The 17,512-nt window shown below is 58.9% G+C and carries 13 protein-coding genes; 5 read left to right on the top strand and 8 right to left on the bottom strand.

What is annotated here, in order from left to right; genetic code table 11:
- Positions 1–3 precede the first annotated feature (3 nt).
- Positions 4–1,614 (top strand): gamma-glutamyltransferase family protein, encoded by a 1,611-nt coding sequence (locus JBE38_RS05740; RefSeq protein ID WP_205343814.1) that lies wholly within the window; start codon positions 4–6, stop codon positions 1,612–1,614.
- Positions 1,615–1,739: 125 nt separating this feature from the next.
- Positions 1,740–3,053 carry a chloride channel protein gene (locus JBE38_RS05745; protein WP_205343815.1) on the top strand — a complete coding sequence of 438 codons (1,314 nt, stop codon included), beginning with the start codon at positions 1,740–1,742 and terminating at the stop codon, positions 3,051–3,053.
- Positions 3,054–3,078: 25 nt separating this feature from the next.
- Here the strand turns inward: JBE38_RS05745 and JBE38_RS05750 are convergent, their stop codons facing one another.
- The gene (locus JBE38_RS05750) at positions 3,079–4,422 is read right to left on the bottom strand and encodes an MFS transporter (RefSeq protein ID WP_205343816.1); all 1,344 of its coding nucleotides are present in this window, start codon (positions 4,420–4,422) and stop codon (positions 3,079–3,081) included.
- Positions 4,423–4,467: 45 nt separating this feature from the next.
- Positions 4,468–5,388: an SMP-30/gluconolactonase/LRE family protein gene (locus JBE38_RS05755; RefSeq protein WP_205343817.1), complete on the bottom strand. Its 921-nt coding sequence runs from the start codon at positions 5,386–5,388 to the stop codon at positions 4,468–4,470.
- Positions 5,389–5,756: 368 nt separating this feature from the next.
- Here JBE38_RS05755 and JBE38_RS05760 point away from each other — a divergent pair, with 368 nt between their 5' ends.
- Positions 5,757–6,455, top strand: a complete 699-nt coding sequence (locus tag JBE38_RS05760; protein WP_081086957.1) for an IclR family transcriptional regulator — start codon at positions 5,757–5,759, stop codon at positions 6,453–6,455.
- A gap of 181 nt (positions 6,456–6,636) precedes the next feature.
- Here the strand turns inward: JBE38_RS05760 and JBE38_RS05765 are convergent, their stop codons facing one another.
- Together JBE38_RS05765 and JBE38_RS05770 are read right to left on the bottom strand one after the other, a co-directional pair.
- A complete protein-coding gene (locus tag JBE38_RS05765; protein WP_205343818.1) occupies positions 6,637–7,965 on the bottom strand; it encodes an MFS transporter in 1,329 nt (442 codons plus the stop codon).
- A gap of 84 nt (positions 7,966–8,049) precedes the next feature.
- Positions 8,050–9,042 (bottom strand): hydroxyacid dehydrogenase, encoded by a 993-nt coding sequence (locus JBE38_RS05770; protein ID WP_205343819.1) that lies wholly within the window; start codon positions 9,040–9,042, stop codon positions 8,050–8,052.
- Positions 9,043–9,284: 242 nt separating this feature from the next.
- On the opposite strand from JBE38_RS05770, the gene JBE38_RS05775 reads away from it, so the two are divergent.
- Both JBE38_RS05775 and JBE38_RS05780 read left to right on the top strand, forming a co-directional pair.
- On the top strand, positions 9,285–9,959 hold the full coding sequence (locus JBE38_RS05775) for an RraA family protein (protein WP_060753055.1): 675 nt from the start codon (positions 9,285–9,287) through the stop codon (positions 9,957–9,959).
- A gap of 60 nt (positions 9,960–10,019) precedes the next feature.
- A complete protein-coding gene (locus JBE38_RS05780; RefSeq protein ID WP_240202426.1) occupies positions 10,020–11,255 on the top strand; it encodes an MFS transporter in 1,236 nt (411 codons plus the stop codon).
- Between the two features lie 17 nt (positions 11,256–11,272).
- Here the strand turns inward: JBE38_RS05780 and JBE38_RS05785 are convergent, their stop codons facing one another.
- The 4 genes from JBE38_RS05785 to JBE38_RS05800 all read right to left on the bottom strand — a co-directional run bounded on the left by JBE38_RS05785 (position 11,273) and on the right by JBE38_RS05800 (position 17,510).
- Positions 11,273–12,823: a sensor domain-containing diguanylate cyclase gene (locus JBE38_RS05785; protein ID WP_205343820.1), complete on the bottom strand. Its 1,551-nt coding sequence runs from the start codon at positions 12,821–12,823 to the stop codon at positions 11,273–11,275.
- Between the two features lie 145 nt (positions 12,824–12,968).
- Complete coding sequence (locus JBE38_RS05790) at positions 12,969–14,756, bottom strand: sensor domain-containing phosphodiesterase (protein WP_205343821.1); 1,788 nt, start codon at positions 14,754–14,756, stop codon at positions 12,969–12,971.
- Between the two features lie 125 nt (positions 14,757–14,881).
- The gene (locus JBE38_RS05795) at positions 14,882–16,378 is read right to left on the bottom strand and encodes a methyl-accepting chemotaxis protein (RefSeq protein ID WP_205343822.1); all 1,497 of its coding nucleotides are present in this window, start codon (positions 16,376–16,378) and stop codon (positions 14,882–14,884) included.
- Between the two features lie 79 nt (positions 16,379–16,457).
- Positions 16,458–17,510 carry an AraC family transcriptional regulator gene (locus JBE38_RS05800; protein ID WP_205343823.1) on the bottom strand — a complete coding sequence of 351 codons (1,053 nt, stop codon included), beginning with the start codon at positions 17,508–17,510 and terminating at the stop codon, positions 16,458–16,460.
- Positions 17,511–17,512: the final 2 nt, after the last annotated feature.

Below are 17,512 nucleotides of genomic sequence, written 5' to 3' on the forward strand. Positions count from 1 at the left end.
GCCATGTTGAAATTTTCTGCTCACGAGTACCCCTATCCGTCACAACGCCAGAGTGTCTTTGCCCGTCGCGGCATGGTCGCGGCGTCACAACCCCTGGCGGCCCAGGCGGGGATGGAGATTCTGCAAAAGGGCGGCAACGCCATCGACGCCGCCATCGCTACGGCGGCGGCCCTCATTGTGGTGGAACCCACCGGCTGCGGCCTGGGCGGCGATGCGTTTGCGCTGGTGTGGTGCAAGGGCCGGTTGCACGGCCTGAATGGCAACGGCCACGCGCCGGCGGCCTTGAGCATTGAGGCGGTCAAGGCTGCGGGCCATGAGCAGATGCCGCTGTACGGCTGGACGCCAGTCACCGTGCCTGGCTGCCCGTCGGCCTGGGCGGAGCTGTCGCAACGCTTCGGCAAGTTGCCCTTCGCCGATCTGCTGCAGCCGGCCATCAGCCTGGCGCGGGACGGTTTTCCCGTGTCGCCGGTAGTCGCCCATCAGTGGCAGCTCGCCTTGAACGAATTCACCCCGCATCGTGACGCCGCGCTGGATGCCTGGTTCGATACCTTCCTGATCGACGGCCGCGCCCCGCTGGCCGGGCAGTTGTACCGCAACCCGGCCCAGGCACGGACCTTGGAAGAACTCGCCGCGACCCGTTGCGAAAGCTTGTATCGCGGCGCGCTGGCCGACCGACTGGACGCTCATTCGCGGGCCGGCGGCGGCTACCTGCGTGGCGGCGACCTCAAGGATTACCGGGCGCAGTGGGTCGAGCCGATCCATATCAAATATCGCGGCGTGGATGTCTGGGAAATCCCCCCGAGCGGCCAAGGGCTGGTGGCGTTGATGGCCCTGAAGATCCTCGAAGGCTTCAACTTCGATCACCGTGACAGCCAACAGACCTGGCATCGTCAGCTTGAGGCGATGAAGGCGGCCTACAGCGACGGCTTGCACCACATTACCGACCCCTTGCATATGCGCGTGGCGGTGGCTGACCTGCTGAGCGACGCCTACAGCACCCGCCGTCGCGACCAGATCGGCGAACAAGCACAATTGCCCAAGCCCGGTGACCCTCACGCCAGCGGCACGGTGTACCTGGCCACGGCGGACGCCGAAGGCAATATGGTCTCGTTCATCCAGAGCAACTACCACGGCTTCGGCTCCGGCGTGGTGCTGCCCGACAGCGGCATTGCCCTGCAAAACCGCGGGCAGGAATTCAGCCTCGATCCGGCCCATGCCAACTGCCTGGCGCCCGGTAAGAAAACCTTCCACACCATCATTCCCGGCTTTCTCACCCAGGATGGCCAGGCCCTCGGACCGTTCGGCGTGATGGGCGGCTACATGCAGCCCCAGGGCCATGTACAGATGGTGATGAACCTCGTCGATTTCGGCCTCAACCCGCAAGCCGCACTGGATGCGCCACGCTGGCAATGGCTGGGCGGCATGAAGATCGGCATAGAGCAGGGCGCCTCCCGCGATTTGGCCAACGCGCTGATACGTCGCGGCCACGAAGTACAGATCGCCTGCGACCTGACCGATTACGGGCGCGGGCAAATCATCCTGCGCGACCCGGTCACGGGCGTGCTGTGCGGAGGAACAGAGCCGAGGGCGGATTCACATATCGCGGTGTGGTGAGCAACGCCCGACCTGTTCGTTGAATGCCCTGCGCGGGGCATGCGGCAGGGCTGCGGCAGGCTTGAGATCATGCGAGACTGCGTGGGCGTTGCCTGCCATCGAACTTGAAACGGGAATCTGCTCGGGTGATCAAACCGCTATTGTTGTTACGCCGTCGCTTTGCGTCTGTCCGCTGGCGTACTCGCGTGACCCTCTGGGTTGCCGCCACCTGTGCCGGGCTGCTGGTCGTGATGTTCGCCCGCCTGGCCGACCTGGCGCTGATGCAATTTGCTCAACAGACGGCCGGGCGACCCTGGTTGCCGTTTATCTACACGCCACTGGTGGGCATGCTGGTGGTGTGGCTGACCACGCGGTTTTTTGCCGGAGCCCAGGGCAGCGGAATTCCCCAGGTGATCGCCGCCACGCGGCTGGCGCATCAGGGCAAGCCCGTCAGCCGGTTGGTCTCGTTGCGTATTGCGTTCGCCAAGATAGGCCTGGGCACACTGGCACTGACCGGGGGCTTTTCGGCGGGGCGCGAAGGCCCTTCGGTGCAAGTGGCCGCCTCAATCATGCACTTCTTTCATCGTTACCTGCCCAATGCGCGGGTGATTCGTCCCGAAGATCTGATCCTGGCCGGCGGCGCCGCCGGCATTGCCGCAGCATTCAACACGCCGTTGGCCGGGGTGGCGTTTGCGGTGGAAGAGTTGGGGCGCAAGCTGGAAACGCGCACCAGTGGTGTGTTGCTCAGCACGATCATCCTGTCAGGCATGGTCGCGATCGCTATACAGGGCAACTACAACTACTTCGGCCACCTGGACGTACAGGATGTCAGCCTCACGATCATCGCGCCTGCGGTGGCCGCCGGTATCGGTTGCGGTCTGCTGGGAGGGTTGTTCAGCCGTATGCTGCTGTGGCCACAACGGCATCAGCGGTTTGCCCTCTGGGAATGGCGCCGCGCTCACCCGGTCTGGTTTGCCGGTGGTTGCGGGTTGATCGTGGCCGTTCTCGGCGCGCTCAGCGGTGGCCTGTCGTTTGGCAGCGGTTACGGCATTACGTCACAGATCATCGTGTCGGATATCGGCCTGCCCTGGCATGCGCCCATCACGCGTTTTCTCGCCACCGTCGTGACCTATTTTTCCGGTATCCCTGGCGGCATTTTCGCGCCGTCCCTCGCAGTCGGCGCGGCGGTGGGCGCCAATGCCGCCGAGTTTTTCAACGTGGCTGCCCAACCCATGATTGCGCTGTGCATGGTGGGTTTCCTGGCGGCGGTAACGCAGTCGCCGATCACTGCCGCAATCATCGTCATGGAAATGATCGACAGCCATGGCATGGTCATCAGTCTCATGGGCGTGGCGTTGATCGCCAAGGCGGTCAGCGCCAGGATGGGGCCTGAGTTGTATCAGCAATTGGCGCGAGGTTTTCTGCAGGTGCCCGTTGCTGCGACAGCCACCAAACCTTAGCGCCAGTGGGAAGTTGTACCTTGAGTCATTTTGGCACTGCTTGAGGCGCAGGCAGTGTTGGATTGCCTTGGCGAGCGGGGTCGCCCAACCAGAGCATCAAGCACAGGCCTATCAGCAGGACGGCCGCCACCGCAAAAAATGGCATCGTATAGCTCTCAGTGGAGTCCTTGATCAAGCCGATCATGAACGGGCCGGTGAAACCGCCAAGGTTGCCGATCGACACAATCATCGCCAGGCCTCCCGCAGCGGCACGCCCGGTCAGGAAGGTCGAAGGAATCGCCCAGAACGTCGCCTGGAAGGCAAGGATGCTGGCCACCGCCATGCACAGCGCGGCAACTTTCAGTACGGAGTGCTCCGTCAGTGCCGCGACCACCAGTGCCGCGGCGGCCATGGCCAACGCACCGACGACGTAGGGAAGTCGCTGCCTGCTTTTATTGGCCAGGCGCGCCCAGAGGGTCATGATGATTGCGCCTGACACATAAGGCAACGCCACGACAAAGCCCAAGGCGCCACTGGAAATACCCTGGCTTTTGATGATTTGCGGAAGCCAGATACCGATGCCGACCGAGCCGACGATGCAACAGAAGTTGATCGCCGCCAGCGTGAAGACTTTCGGATTGGTCAATGCTGCCCGCAAAGTGGTGCCATGGGAGGCGCCAATCGCTTTTTGCTCTTCAGAGAGGCGGTTGTTCAGCCAGGTTTTTTCGCGATCCGACAGCCACCGAGCCTTCAGCGGCGTATCGACGAGCAGAAACAGGCACGCGATACCCAACAGCACAGCAGGCAAGGCCTCCGTAATGAGCAATAGTTGCCAGTTGCGTAGCCCCAGGACATCGTGTTGTTCGAGCAGCCAACCCGACAGCGGCGAGCCGACGATATTCGCCACGGGAATACCGAGTAGAAAGGCAGCGGTCGCCTTGGCGCGCCACTTGCCCGGGAACCAATAAGTGAAATACAGATAAACGCCTGGGGTGAATCCGGCTTCGGCAACCCCGAGCAGGAAACGCGCAATGCTGAAGCTGATCGGGCCGGTCGCAAACGCCGTGGCCATGGAAATAAGGCCCCAGGTGATCATGATGCGTGCGATCCAGATCCGCGCGCCAAATCGTTGCATCAGTAGGTTGCTGGGGATTTCAAAAATGAAATAGCCGAAGAAGAACAGGCCGGCGGCCCACCCGAACATTGTTGCGGTCAGCCCTAAATCCTTGTTCATGCTGATGGCGGCAAAACCGACGTTCGTGCGGTCCAGGTAGCTGATGACGTAGCAGACGAAAATGAATGGCACGACGCGCCACAGTATGCGGCGCATCAAACGTTCACCCTCGGCGTCGTCGAGCGGAGTAGGGTGGGTCGAAGTCTCGTAGGTCATAGTGTCAGGTCTTTTTATAGTTGTTGTATGAGCTGTGCTGTGGGTTCAGCTATGGGAGTACATTGGTAACCCCGGTGTGGCCGTGTCGACTTGCAGAATGCTCCCGGTTTCGGACTCGACGATGAACAGCGTTCGACCGTCCACGCCGCCGAAAGCCAGGTTGGTATTGCTGATGCCGGCACAAGAAACGATGCGCTGCAGCGGCTCCGCGACTTTCGACAGTTTCCAGACAGAACCGAAGCCTGTGTGCGCGATGTAGAGGTTGCTCTCTGCGTCAAGGGCCAGCCCATCGGGGCCGCCGAGACCTCCGTGCAGTTGGGCGAAGACCCCAACCTTGCCGATGATCGAGCCGTTGCCCAGCGGGATACGCCAGATCTGTTGGGCGCGGGTGACCGCAATCAGCAGATGATTCAGGTTGGGGTCGTAGACGATCCCGTTGGGACTGGGGATGGTATTGAGCAGGCAAGTCAGGTTGCCCTTCACGTCGACCTTGTAGACCCTGCCGCTCGCATCCTGCAGGCCGGTCTGTCCCTGATCGGTGAAGTACAGGTCACCATTGGGAGCGAAGACGAGGTCATTCACGCCCTTGAAACCCTCTGAACCCGCCGATTCCAGAAGGGGCTGGATATCGCCGGTGTGCGGATCCAGCACCATGATTCCGCGCTTGTAATCGGTGATGAAGATTCGCCCGTCCTGATGGATTTTCAGGCCATTCGGCCAGCCATCGTAGGCGCAGACCAGCTCCCACTCGCCGCGACGGGAAATCCTGAAAATCCGCCCATTGGGGATGTCGGTCACGTAGAGGCGACCCTCCCGGTCAAACGATGGACCTTCCAGAAACGAATCTATCACTCGTCCCTGGCGGTTGGCATTCGCCCAGGCGGTTGGGCGCACGTCGCGAAACTGTTCCGGCAGACGCGTAAAGACGCTTGTCTGAACGGTCGGTGGGGCAGCAAAAAAGCTCATGTTCGCTCCTGGCGGCGAGGAGGGCGTGGGTTGCCCGAAATTGTTATTGATTTGGCTTTAATGAAATGCAGTTTCAAAATAAACCAATTACCAGCGAAAGGCGATATGTGGGTTAGGCAAAAAAGACAGCTGGTTATTGATTTATTCCAGGTGGGTGGCGAGTGGGTCGAGTCTTGGTAATTAACAAAAAAGAAATGTTATTTTAAAAAAATGTCAGGCGCGGCTGCTCAAGGGCGCTGCTGGCTTTTATGCTCTGGATCGCCCGGATGGCGAGGCGGCTATCGTTGTAAGATAATCAATTTTCCTGCCCTGATCGTTGGCTGCCCTGTCTGGTCAACTGAATGGGCTCTGTCAATGAGGTGTCTTCAATGGTTAAAGCGCGGCCGCGCCCAGCGGTAAACGGGGTGGCTTCGGCTGACCGAGTCTTGACCGTTCTGTCTGCCTTTCGAATCGGCGATTCTGCGTTGAGCCTGGTTGAGCTGGTAGAGCGTACGGGGCTTATCAAAAGCACGATCATGCGTTTGATGGTTTCGCTTGAAAACCAGGGTTACATCACACGCATGGCTGATGGCCGTTATCAGTTGGCCAGCGAGGTCATGAGGCTTAACGCGGTGTATCAGGAGTCGCTCGATCTGGAGCGGCATGTGATGCCGCGACTGCAGTACCTTTCCGAGCAAACAGGTGAGACCGTTTCTTTCTATGTTCGCCATGGTGCCTATCGGATGTGCCAGTACCGGGTCAATTCCGCCCATCGCCTGCGGCTCAATATGCAGCCGGGGGATATGCGCCCCATGGATGAAGCGGCCGGAGCCCAAGCGTTGCGAGCGCCTTTTCACGTGGGCATCGCGCTGGAAAAACCGTACTTTTCGCGTGGCGCGACGGACCCACACGCGTCCTCTATCGCGCTGCCGATCTATGGGCGGCAGCAGGAGCTGATGGGCGCACTCGTCATCTCCGGGCCTGCCAGCCGACTGACGGAGGAGTGCGCGGACAACTTGAAGGACATTTTCTTCGAGGTCGCCCGCGACCTGATGCGCAGTCTGGGGCTCAAGCCGGCGGATAGCTGAACCGCCTAGGAAGCATCTGTCCCGGCGTCCGGCGCGCCAGTAGATCCTGGAGGGCGGCGTCGCCGGCTTGCAGGAAACGGCGACGAGACAGAAGCATCGCAGAACCTCATGATGTGGGTTTGGAAGCGATACCGAGGCTCCCTTGCGGGAGCTCGGCATCTTGGCGTCGATTGAAGAGCGCTTACTTGGCGACCACGGATGCGCCCAACTCGGCGTGCTCCCGCTGACGCTTGCGGCCAATCACCAACACCATGATGCCTGCCAGCGTGCAGAGCGCCGCCAGCGGCATAAGCGCTATCGCGTAACTGCCTGTTGCGTCGTGGATCGCGCCGTAAGCATTCACCATCAGGCCGCCTCCGATCAGGTTTGCCATTGCGCCTACGGCTGCGAGCCCGGCAGCAGCCGTGGAGGAGGAGAGCCAACCGGAAACCAACGCCCAGAATGGACCTTTCATTGAGTAGGCCCCGACCAGCACCAGGGTGAGCAAAATGACGGTGGCAACCAAGGAGGAGGTGAACAGGGTCAGGAGCAGGCCGAACGCGATCAGCAACAAGGTCATTGCTGTGTGCCAGCGACGTTCGCCGGTGCGATCGGAACTGCGTCCCCACACGATCATCAGGACCGAAGCGATACCATAGGGAATGGCATTCACCAGGCCGATTTCCAGTGAGTTCAAACCAAAGGTCTTGAGCAGTTGGGGGGCCCAGACACTCATGGTGCTGCCGGCGGCGGAGGCCCCCGAATAGATCAGGGCAAGCACCCAGATGTCTTTATGGCGCAGCAGTTTCCACAAGGAAATATGGCCGATTGCGGTTTTTTTCGAAGCCTCTTCAGCCAGGCGCTGAGTCAACCAGTGGCGTTGTTCATCGGTCAGCCATTTAGCCTGTTCGGGGCGGTCAGTGAGCACGAACAGGCAAGCAAACCCCAGCAAGACGGCGGGTATGCCTTCAAGGATGAATAGCCAATGCCACCCGCGCATCCCCATCCAGCCGTCCAGGCTGAGCAAGAGACCGGACAGCGGCGAGCCGATGAAGTTGGCGGCAGGAATCGCCACCATGAAGATCGCCACCATGCGTGCACGGTAAGCTGAGGGCAGCCAGTAGGTGAGGTAAAGCAGGACCCCCGGGAAGAAACCTGCTTCGGCGGCTCCGAGCAGGAAGCGCATCACATACAGGGAGTTGGCGCCCTGCACGAATGCCGTGCCAGCCGAGATCAGGCCCCACGTGATCATGATCCTGGCGATCCACATACGCGCGCCATATTTTTGCATGGCCAAATTGCTGGGGACTTCGAGAAGGAAATACGCGACGAAGAACAGGCTGCTCGCAAAGCCGAAGACTTTCGCCGTCAGGCCCAGGTCTCCGTTCATCTGCAGCGAGGCCATGCCGATGTTGCCGCGGTCGATGATCGCAATCAAATAGCAGACGATCAGAAATGGAAGGATGCGCCAGGCGACGCGGTGCATCGTACTGCGCTCTAGCTCACTTACGGTGGAAGTTGCTGAGGTCATGAGGCTCTCCGATTGTTATTGTTTCTGGAGTGTCGCGTTCATTGTGGGCGGCCCTGGTGTCCAGCCAGGGCAGTGGGGGCAAGATCACTGCACCGCGGTACTGGCCTCGAGCAGATGTCGGTTGACCACACAGCGCGGATCCAGGGGTTTGCCCGCCCACACATCGAGAATCTGTTGAAGTGCAACGAGACCGACGCGATCACGTGCCTCGCCGGTATTGGCCCCCACGTGGGGAGTGGCGACAAGTGTCGGCAGGCCCCAGAGCGGGCTGTCGGAAGGCGGCGGCTCGGGGTTGAAGGTGTCCAGGCCGGCGCCTGCGATCTTGCGCTCGCTCAGCGCTTTGACCAGTGCGTCGGTATCAATCAATTCGCCCCGGGCGGTATTGATCAGGATGCTGCCTGGGTGCATGCGCTCCAGTTGCGCGGCGCCAATCAGGTTTGCGTTGGTGTCCGTCAGCGGGCAATGCAGGCTGATGATATCGCTCTGGGCCAGGAGTCGATCGAAATCTTCCTCGCGCTGCACATGATCGCGTTGCGGCAGTTGCTTCAGGTAGGGGTCGTAAACTTTTACCTGCATGTTCAACGGAGCAACCAGGTCCATCAGGATGCTGCCGATCGAGCCCAAACCCACCAGGCCGAGCGTCTTGCCAAACAACTCAATGCCGTTCGCCGAGGTCTTGTCCCAGTGACCGTCGCGCATGCGTGCGTCCAGCAATGCAGTCTGGCGTGCCACGCTGAACATCAGCGCAAAAGCGTGTTCGGCGACGGACTGCGCGTTGGCACCGACAGCGATGCTGACTGGCAGGCCGTGGTCGGCAGCCGCCTGGATATCAATGGTGTTGTAACCCACGCCGTGCTTGGCAATCGCCTTGAGTCTGGACGAGGCCTCAATCATCGCGCGGGTCAATTGCCCCTGGCGAACGATGATTGCGTCGGGTTGCTCGGCACGGATGATCGCTTCCAGCTCGTCAGCAGCAATGTAGGGGGTTGTAGGGATTACCCTGACGCCCTGGCGTGCGGCCAGGTTCATTGCGTCTGCAGCCAGTTCGGGCCCGGTAAGCAGGAGGGTTCGGGTCATGACAGGTACCTTGTTCTTATGGGTATGGCTGACGATCAAAGCGAGAGCGTCGCGACAGATCGACATTACCATAATGAAATGCCGTTGCAATATATGTGATTGAAATGCTCTTTTTGCTAGATGGCCGGTTAAATTCTTTGTTGCATTGGGATAAATGAAATGCAATTCTGAAATTAAGCCTTGGCTACTCGGCCGACGGCAACGAATAAATTCAATAAGCAACGTCAGTAGAGGTTTGTCACATGAGCATTGGATTCAGGGTGTTGGAGCGTGCGCGCAAGGTAGATGCCGAGTGGGTTGCACGTTACCGGGAGGTTCCAGTGGCGAACGTCAGCGACTCAATGAACCGCATGACGGCAGGTGGCGCCAAGGTGCGTCCGATGCATCGTGCAGGCGTATTGGCCGGCGCTGCGCTCACGGTCAAGGCTCGCCCGGGTGACAACCTGATGCTGCATTACGCCCTGGATATTGCAGAGCCGGGTGATGTGGTGGTGGTCGATGCGGGCGGCGACCTGTCCAATGCGTTGATCGGCGAAATGATGGTTGCCTACGCCATCAAGCGCGGTGTCGCGGGTATCGTGATCAATGGTGCAATTCGCGATTCGGCCGTCATCGGCGCAGGCGATTTTCCACTGTTCGCGGCAGGCATTTCACACCGCGGCCCTTACAAGGATGGCCCGGGCGAGATCAACGTGCCTATTGCTATCGATGGTATGGTGATCGAGCCGGGCGACCTGGTAATTGGCGATGACGATGGCCTCCTGTGTGTACCTTTCGATCAAGTCGGCGAAGTCTTTGATCGTGCGTCAGCCAAGCATGCTGCCGAGTGCAAGCAGATGGAGCAAATTGCCCAAGGCACCAATGATCGCACCTGGGTACTGGAGTCACTGAAGAAAAAAGGTTGCCTGCTACCCTGATGTGCCATTGAGGTGCGATGGGGCGGGCATTGCTGTTACTTGCTAATCAGGAGCAACGCCTTGCTGGACCCCATCACCACGCAACGCAGGAAGTGGCCCGCCTCCGTGAGAGCGCTGGCACATCGTAACTTTCAAATCTATTTTGCAGGACAAGCCGTTTCCACCCTGGGCAAGTGGGTCCAGCAGGTGGCGTTGTCCTGGTTGACCTATCACCTGACAGGATCAGCCGTACTGCTTGGCACCATCACCTTCCTCACCCTGGCGCCTCAACTGCTGATAGGCCCTCTGGCGGGAGCCTGGACGGACAGGCACGACAAGCGTCGCCTGCTGATCATCGTACAGGCCATCCTCGCGCTACAGTCGCTGGCGCTCGCGATTCTTGCCTATGAGCAATGGATGAACGGCTTGATCCTTGCACTGATGGCATTGCTGCTCGGGTTGCTCAACGCAGTGGAAACGCCGCTTCGCCAGGCATTGATCGCAAGCTTTGTGCCTGATCCTGCAGACCTGCCGAATGCCCTTGTACTCAACGCCATGCTCATCAACGCCGCGCGCTTCGTCGGCCCACCGTTGGCCGGCGTCCTGATTGCCTCAGCGGGCGAAGCGGGCTGTTTTTTACTCACCGCTCTTGCGTTTATGTGCCTGTTGATAGGGCTGGTAAAAGTACGCACGACACCCAGCCCCAGAGCCAGTGGTTCAACCCGTGAAGTGTTCCGCGAAGGGTTGCGCTATCTCTGGAGAACCCTCGAAGTTCGGCGGTTGATGGTCAGTGTGGTGATCACCAACCTCCTTGCGTCGTGCTACACCGCATTGCTGCCGATTTTAGCCAAGACCGTTTATGCGGGGGATGCTCGTACGCTTGGCTGGCTGTGGGGCGCGGCGGGTTCCGGGGCGTTTCTTGCAACCATCCTATTGGCGGTCAGCGGTTCCGCGTCGAGGTTGCAGCATTTTATATTGGCCGGGGCGGTGTTATGCGCATTGGGTTTGCTGGGGCTGGCCATACCTACTCATCTGGTACTGGCATTACTTTGCCTGGCCGTGCTCGGGTTTGGGATCACCGTCAGTAACGTGAGCAGTAATATGCAATTGCAAAGTGGAGCGCCTGGCGCACTGCGTGGACGAGTGATCGCGTTCTACATCGCGCTACGCTTTGGCTTCGAGGCGATTGGCGGGCTGCTTGCCGGGTTGATCGCGGCTCAATGGGGAGTGTCCGTCACTCTCGCGATAGCCGGAGGGCTGTTAGGGGGGATTATCGTTGCTCGCGAACTCCTCGGCGTCAGGAGAAGCGCGTCATAGTGCATTCAAGCGTGCATTTAAACGAAGGGAGCGCAGGTTTCCCGGCTGGCCAACTGTACTCGGTCACGACCGCCGGATTTGGCGGCGTACATGGCAGCGTCCACCCGCCGCATAAGGTCCTCGAAGGACTCAGGTGGAGCCCACGTCGCCACGCCAAAGCTGCAACTCACCTGGCCCGCTTCCTCGAACGGGAGGGCGCTTATCAACAAGCGGAGCTTTTCTGCGAGTTTTCCTGCGTCGTTCAGTTCGCTGCTCGGGCATATGAGTGCGAATTCTTCTCCGCCCGTCCTGCATAACAGGTCGCTTTTACGTATTGCCGCACTGATCCGGGCGCACAGAAGCCGCAGGACTTTATCGCCGCACAGATGCCCCTTGCGGTCATTGATCAGTTTGAAGTGATCGATATCGAACATGATCAGCGATAACGGCTGGCGTTGGATATTGGCCTCTATCAGCAGGCGCGCCATGGATGTTTCAAAGTAACGTCGGTTGTACACGCCGGTGAGGTGGTCGGTAATGTTCATGGTCTGCAATTCTTGGGTGCGCTCGGCAACCAGGGAAAGCGCGCGGGTGCGTTGTGTGATCAGCAGGAACATCATCGCGGTCATCAACAGCGTCAACACGGCCCCGGATACAACAATCAGGCCGCTGGAAAATACGTGACTATTGGCCGCCGAAAACGCCGGGCCGGGCCGAAACTGCATGACGTAGGTATTGTCGGCGACGTTGAGCAGCCGCCGCTCGTAGAGTTCCGAATCGGCTGGCGGCGTTGAGCTTTGATAAATGTACTCACCGGCCGCTGCGTCAATCGTTGAGAGCGTCACGTTCAGCCTCAGCATGCTTGCCAATGGAATGTTTTGTTCCATCAAGAACGCCAGGCGCACGGTGGAAACCACGTAACCCTGCAAGCCATCATCGTGCTCGGGAATCGTAGCGTCTGGGCCGAATACGGGTGCAATAAAGAACACGCCGAACTGGCCACTGGACATTTTCAGCGGGTCCGACACGACCATTTGATGGCTCTCGCGAGCTCGGGTGAACAGCGCTTCGCGATTCGGGTTGGCCATGACGTCGGTACCTGGGGTGATCTTTACATCATCCAGCGACAGCAGGTAGAGCAGTATCCAGTGTTCCGCTCGTTCAGTGAGGGGACGCGTTTGGCCGTTGAGGGGGTTGATCTCATGATAAGAAAAATCGCTGGTTCCGTTCAGCAGCGCTTCGGCGCGAAAGGACTCCAGATCCTTCTGCTGGATCCTCTGGACCCAGCCATAGGTTTCGCCTTCCTCAACCAGCGGCGTGACAAAGCCCATGAATTCTTTTTCAGTGACGTCGTCGGCGTTGATAAAGAACCGCTTGACGGTGTCCAGCTTTAAATCTTGCACGCTGAAACGTCGCTGTACGCGACTGAAGCGCTCGTCAACTTCGAGTTTGAACGCCACGCTGGCGGTGCGCTGCTCTGTCCTTATGTAAAAGGTCAGCACCAAGACTGTAACGGCAATGCCTGTCAGGCAGATCAGGGTGCAAAAGATCACGTCGGCAACTTTGAAAGCACCCAAATGAGAACGCATCTTCTTTTTTGATCCTCAAGCATCGACGGCAGAGCGTATAGGGGAGACGGCAGTATGCTGGCTATCGGCCCTTGCTCAAAATACTTAACGACTCGCCTGGAGAACGCCTTGGATTTGAGAACGGCGGTGAGCGGAGCAAACCGGTTTAGAATATTGGCGCAAGTTCCAGAGCGGCCCCACCCCGATCAAACCATTTCTTCAACGCTTGCGGGCTTAGAGGTTGGGTGATCAAATAGCCCTGCGCTTGCGTGCAGCCCCATTTGGCGATCAGGTGAAGAGTGCTTTGCGTTTCGACACCTTCGGCGACTACTCGGTAGCCCAACCCCCTGGCCAGTTCGATAAGTGTCTTGACCAGGCGCTTATCTTTTTCATTGTGGGGGAGGTTGCCGATCAGTGATTGGTCGATCTTCACTGAGTTGGCCGGCAGCTGACGTAAATAGGTCCAATTGCTGTAGCCCGTGCCAAAGTCATCGACCGAAATTTCTATTCCCAGATCTCGAGCTCTTTCGAGTTGGCGTACGACCTTCTCCGGATCGGACATGACCATACTTTCGGTAAATTCCAGCTCCAAGTCTTCAGGAGCAAGTTTGCCCGCCTGTAGGTAGCTTTCGATTTTATCCACGAACCTCGAGTTTTCGAGGTCACTGACCGTCACGTTCATTGCGACGCGTACCGCAAGCCCCTCGGCTTTCCATGCGCGCGACTGTTCGACTACTGCCTCCAGAACCCAGAAGGTGATGGACTGCATCAGCGCGGTCTTGCCTGCCAGGGGGATGAATTCTGCCGGACTGATCACGCCAAGTGTTGGATGCGTCCAGCGGATCAGTGCTTCAACGCTGTCGCATGTGCAGCCAGGTATGTTGATTTTAGGGTGGTAAACCAGACTGAATTGAGTGCTCGAGCGTACGGCCTCTGATAAGGAGCTAAGGAGCGTGAACGCGCGTTGCTGGGCGGCGTCCAGTTGCGGCTGATACAGCGCCCACCCGATATTACGCACCCTCGCATCATCCGCAGTGCCGACGACAAGGCGCAGCCAGTCCTTCTCCTCCGGGCCCTGGATTGAAAGTACACCGATACCGGTCTGCATCAGGATCGGAATGCCCCGGCAGTCCACCGGCTCCTCGAAATTGGCAAGGATTTTCGCGCAGAGTTGCTCGATGGGAACATCGCTCTTGAGCAGGAACCCAAAGCGTGTGGGGCTGATTTTGTACAGCAGGCAATGTTTGGGGATCAGGCGTTGAAGGCGTGATTTGACGCACAGCATCAACGCCTGCGCGAAACTGTAACCGAGTGCCTTGACCACATCATTCAAGAACTTCGGCGAAATCACATCAACCGCGTAAACGTGGTACGGCTCTGCGTTGGCGCGCGCCTGGCGGATATCTTCTTCCAATCGGAGGCGGTTGAATAACCCGGTCGGCTGATCCACATAGTTTCGGGAGCGCAAGCCCCTGATTTGCATCATCACCAGCTCAGAGAAATACGTCAGCATGGCTGCATCACGCGAGCGCATCGGTGTTCTGGGGGCGGTGTCTATGATGCAGAGGCTACCGAGGGAGAAACCGTCATGGGTGAGCAGCGGGGAGCTTGCGTAGTAACGAATAAAAGGTGAGCCGGTCACTAACGGATTGTTCACGAAACGCTCGTCCTCGTGAGCGTCCAGGATTTCCATGAACTCTCTGTCACGCAGAGAATAAGCGCAAAATGCGACATCCCGCGGTGTGGAGCGTTCTTCTATCCCCACGCGCGCCCTGAACCACTGTTGGTGTTTTTCCACAATGGATATCAGCGCGATGGGCGCATTGAAGTACTCCGAGGTCATCGCAATTATTTTCTCGAAGACCTCATCCTCTTCATTGTCATACGGGCACAAGTCCGCCACGCGTGCCAGGCGCTGTGTTTCATAATCCCTTTCTTGATCCAAAGCGTCCATGATCTCTCTCGTTTAGCCTGTGTCTGGCTGGAACAGTAGCAGATGGCTACTAGGCCCACGACTGCATTTATCTATCGCCTCTATAGCTCAACGCAGACGGAACCGGACACCGGATCAGGCTCAACTCACTTATGAAACCGGCGCCCCAGCGCATCCAGCCGCACCGCAATCGGTGGCAACTGCTGACTGCTCCTGGCCAGCGTTTCCACATCCAGCGCGGTGTTCTGCGCAATGTTCTGCACCGATTGCAGCCGTCCCACGATCTCCACATTCGCCGTGGATTGCTCTTGGGTGGTCGATACGATCCGCCCATTCAACTGATCAATCTGCGAGATATCGTTGCCCACCGCGCGTAGCATCTCGACTGCCAGCTGGCTGTCTTCCACGCACCGTTCCACGCCTTGGTGGCTGTCGTGCATGGCCTGCGCCGCCCGCCGGCTGCCGTGCTGCAACCCCTCAATAATAGTCTTGATCTCCTGGGTGGACAGCGCCGTGCGCTGCGCCAGGTTACGAACCTCATCGGCGACGACGGCAAACCCACGGCCTTGCTCACCCGCACGGGCGGCTTCAATGGCGGCGTTGAGCGCCAGCAGGTTGGTCTGGTTGGCGATGCTGCTGATCACCTCCAGCACTGAGCCGATCTGTTCGGCTTGTACGGCCAGTTCCTGGACCGTCTCGTTGGTGTCGTGGAGGCGGGTGGCGAGTTGGGTTATTTCCTGTTGGGCCCGGCCAACGCTTTCCTGGCCGCGAATAACCTGCCGGCTGGCTTGAGCCGCGTGCTCGACGGCATGTTCCACATGCACGGCGATATGGCCCGTGGCGTCTTCCATACGTTGCATGGAACCGGTCATTTGCACGATTTCCGCCAGCTGGTGGCGTGCGCCGGTTTCCAGAGTGCCGCTGGCGTGGGCAAGTTCCTGGCCGAGTTGGCCGAGGCCGTGGGAGTCGCGGGCGACGCCATCGATCAGGCCGGTAATCTGCGTCAGGAAGTGATCGAAGCGGGTAGCCAGGGGCACGTGGGCTGTTTCCGCCTTACTCGTGGCGGATCCATCGTTGAACTGGGTGGTGACGGCCAGCATCTTTTCGAGCATTTCCTGGCTCTCTACCGCTTCGCGCTGGCTGTGCACGGCAAGGTAGAGCAGGGCGATCGTCTCCATGACCACGTATAACGCATGGACGAAGATCATGTTCCAGCCGCCGTGATGTTCCATCACAAATACCGGAAAGCCTTGGTGCTGCAAGGCATGAAACACCACGTGGTGCACCGCGATGGTCACCGCGGCCACCAGGATCGGCAGCCAGTCGCGGTAGACGGTCAGCACCGCCAGCAGCGCGAAGATACCGAAGTGCGATTCGATGACTCCCTGGGCCTGGTTGATGTGCAACGCCGCCATGACCATCAGGCCAACGCCAAGCGCGCAACGCATCAGGCGTGTGCCGCCGATGACCCGATAGGCCAAGGTCAGCACCACGCTGGTGCCGACACCCACGAACAGCGTTTGAAGCAACGTGTCGTGCCAAAACGCCAGGCCCAGTGAAAACAGGGCCATCAGCCAGATCACAGCGAGCATGATGCGGTCGGCTTTCTGGTAATGCTTGATGAAACGAATTTGCGCAGGCATTCACTCGTACTCCATGTGGACAGGCCAGGGTCAGGCAAGCATGCGACGTGCCACAGAGGTAAGGTTCATACCGGAAAACTCACCTGCGATCCTTGAGTCGGTGTTGAGACAACGTCGGTTGCCTGCTAAACCCTGATCGCCTGCACCACTCCAGCACAGACACACCAAACCAGCGATGAAATGCCCGAGAAAAAGTGCTGACATCGGCGTAACCCAGCAGATGCGCCACTTGCGTCATGCTGATTGTCGGGATCTGCAGATAGTTGCATACCAGTTGCTGGCGTGTCTCATCCAGCAACTGCTGAAAAGACGTATTTTCCTGAGCCAGGCGGCGCTGCAAGGTTCTTGGGTTGACTGCCATGCAAACGGCCACTCTGTCGATCGTTGCGCGTCCGCTGGGCAACAGGTTACGCAGCAATTGCCTGACGTAGCCAGGCATCGCGTCTGTCGACAAGCGCTCTATACCCGATAGGTGTCGAGCAAGAATCTGATGTAATGCTTCGCTGGCACAATCCAGCGGTTGCGCCAGCACGCATGCGTCAAATAGCAGCCCCGTGTGCGCTGCCGAGAAGATCGGGGTGATACCCAGTGCCTGGCGATAGACCCACTCATCTGCAAGAGGGCGATGACGCAGCATCACTGCCCGAGGTTGCCATTGATCCCCGGCCAGGGTCAGCATCAGTTTTAAACCCACTCCACACGCCAACTCTTCTGCTTGAGGCAATCCGCCAATCGACATCTCATCGGTTCGGTAACTGAGCAACGCGACGCCGTCGACAACCTCCAGATCAACCTGTGCCGCGCCGTTGTACAGCGCGAAATTCGCACGCAGTTCGAGCAAGGCATCGCCGATGGTTCGAGCGTTGTGAATCAGGAAAAAAATATCTCCGAACACGTCGACCCCTTGATGCAGCCCGAACTCCAGGCCGAACAATGCGTTATTCGAACGCTGCCGGCACAGCTCCAACAAGCCGCAATAGTGTTGGAAAGACAGGATATCTTCCGGGCGCTGCAGCGACATCAAAGGCACAGAGGCCAGTCGCAGCATCTGGCTCGGGTCCAGACCTTGATGCCGGGCGAATTGATCGAATCCTGTCAGGCTGATTGCACGAATGAAGGGATTGGAAGCCATGT

The organism is Pseudomonas sp. ICBG1301 (assembly GCF_016918385.1).
GTDB lineage: Bacteria > Pseudomonadota > Gammaproteobacteria > Pseudomonadales > Pseudomonadaceae > Aquipseudomonas > Aquipseudomonas palleroniana.

Excerpts from the sequence above, each read along its gene's own strand:
- JBE38_RS05740 (WP_205343814.1), top strand. The coding sequence starts at position 4 with ATGTTGAAATTTTCTGCTCACGAGTACCCCTATCCGTCACAACGCCAG.
- JBE38_RS05765 (WP_205343818.1), bottom strand. The coding sequence starts at position 7,965 with ATGACCTCAGCAACTTCCACCGTAAGTGAGCTAGAGCGCAGTACGATG.
- JBE38_RS05760 (WP_081086957.1), top strand. The coding sequence starts at position 5,757 with ATGGTTAAAGCGCGGCCGCGCCCAGCGGTAAACGGGGTGGCTTCGGCT.
- JBE38_RS05770 (WP_205343819.1), bottom strand. The coding sequence starts at position 9,042 with ATGACCCGAACCCTCCTGCTTACCGGGCCCGAACTGGCTGCAGACGCA.
- JBE38_RS05755 (WP_205343817.1), bottom strand. The coding sequence starts at position 5,388 with ATGAGCTTTTTTGCTGCCCCACCGACCGTTCAGACAAGCGTCTTTACG.
- JBE38_RS05750 (WP_205343816.1), bottom strand. The coding sequence starts at position 4,422 with ATGACCTACGAGACTTCGACCCACCCTACTCCGCTCGACGACGCCGAG.
- JBE38_RS05800 (WP_205343823.1), bottom strand. The coding sequence starts at position 17,510 with ATGGCTTCCAATCCCTTCATTCGTGCAATCAGCCTGACAGGATTCGAT.
- JBE38_RS05795 (WP_205343822.1), bottom strand. The coding sequence starts at position 16,378 with ATGCCTGCGCAAATTCGTTTCATCAAGCATTACCAGAAAGCCGACCGC.
- JBE38_RS05790 (WP_205343821.1), bottom strand. The coding sequence starts at position 14,756 with ATGGACGCTTTGGATCAAGAAAGGGATTATGAAACACAGCGCCTGGCA.
- JBE38_RS05775 (WP_060753055.1), top strand. The coding sequence starts at position 9,285 with ATGAGCATTGGATTCAGGGTGTTGGAGCGTGCGCGCAAGGTAGATGCC.
- JBE38_RS05785 (WP_205343820.1), bottom strand. The coding sequence starts at position 12,823 with ATGCGTTCTCATTTGGGTGCTTTCAAAGTTGCCGACGTGATCTTTTGC.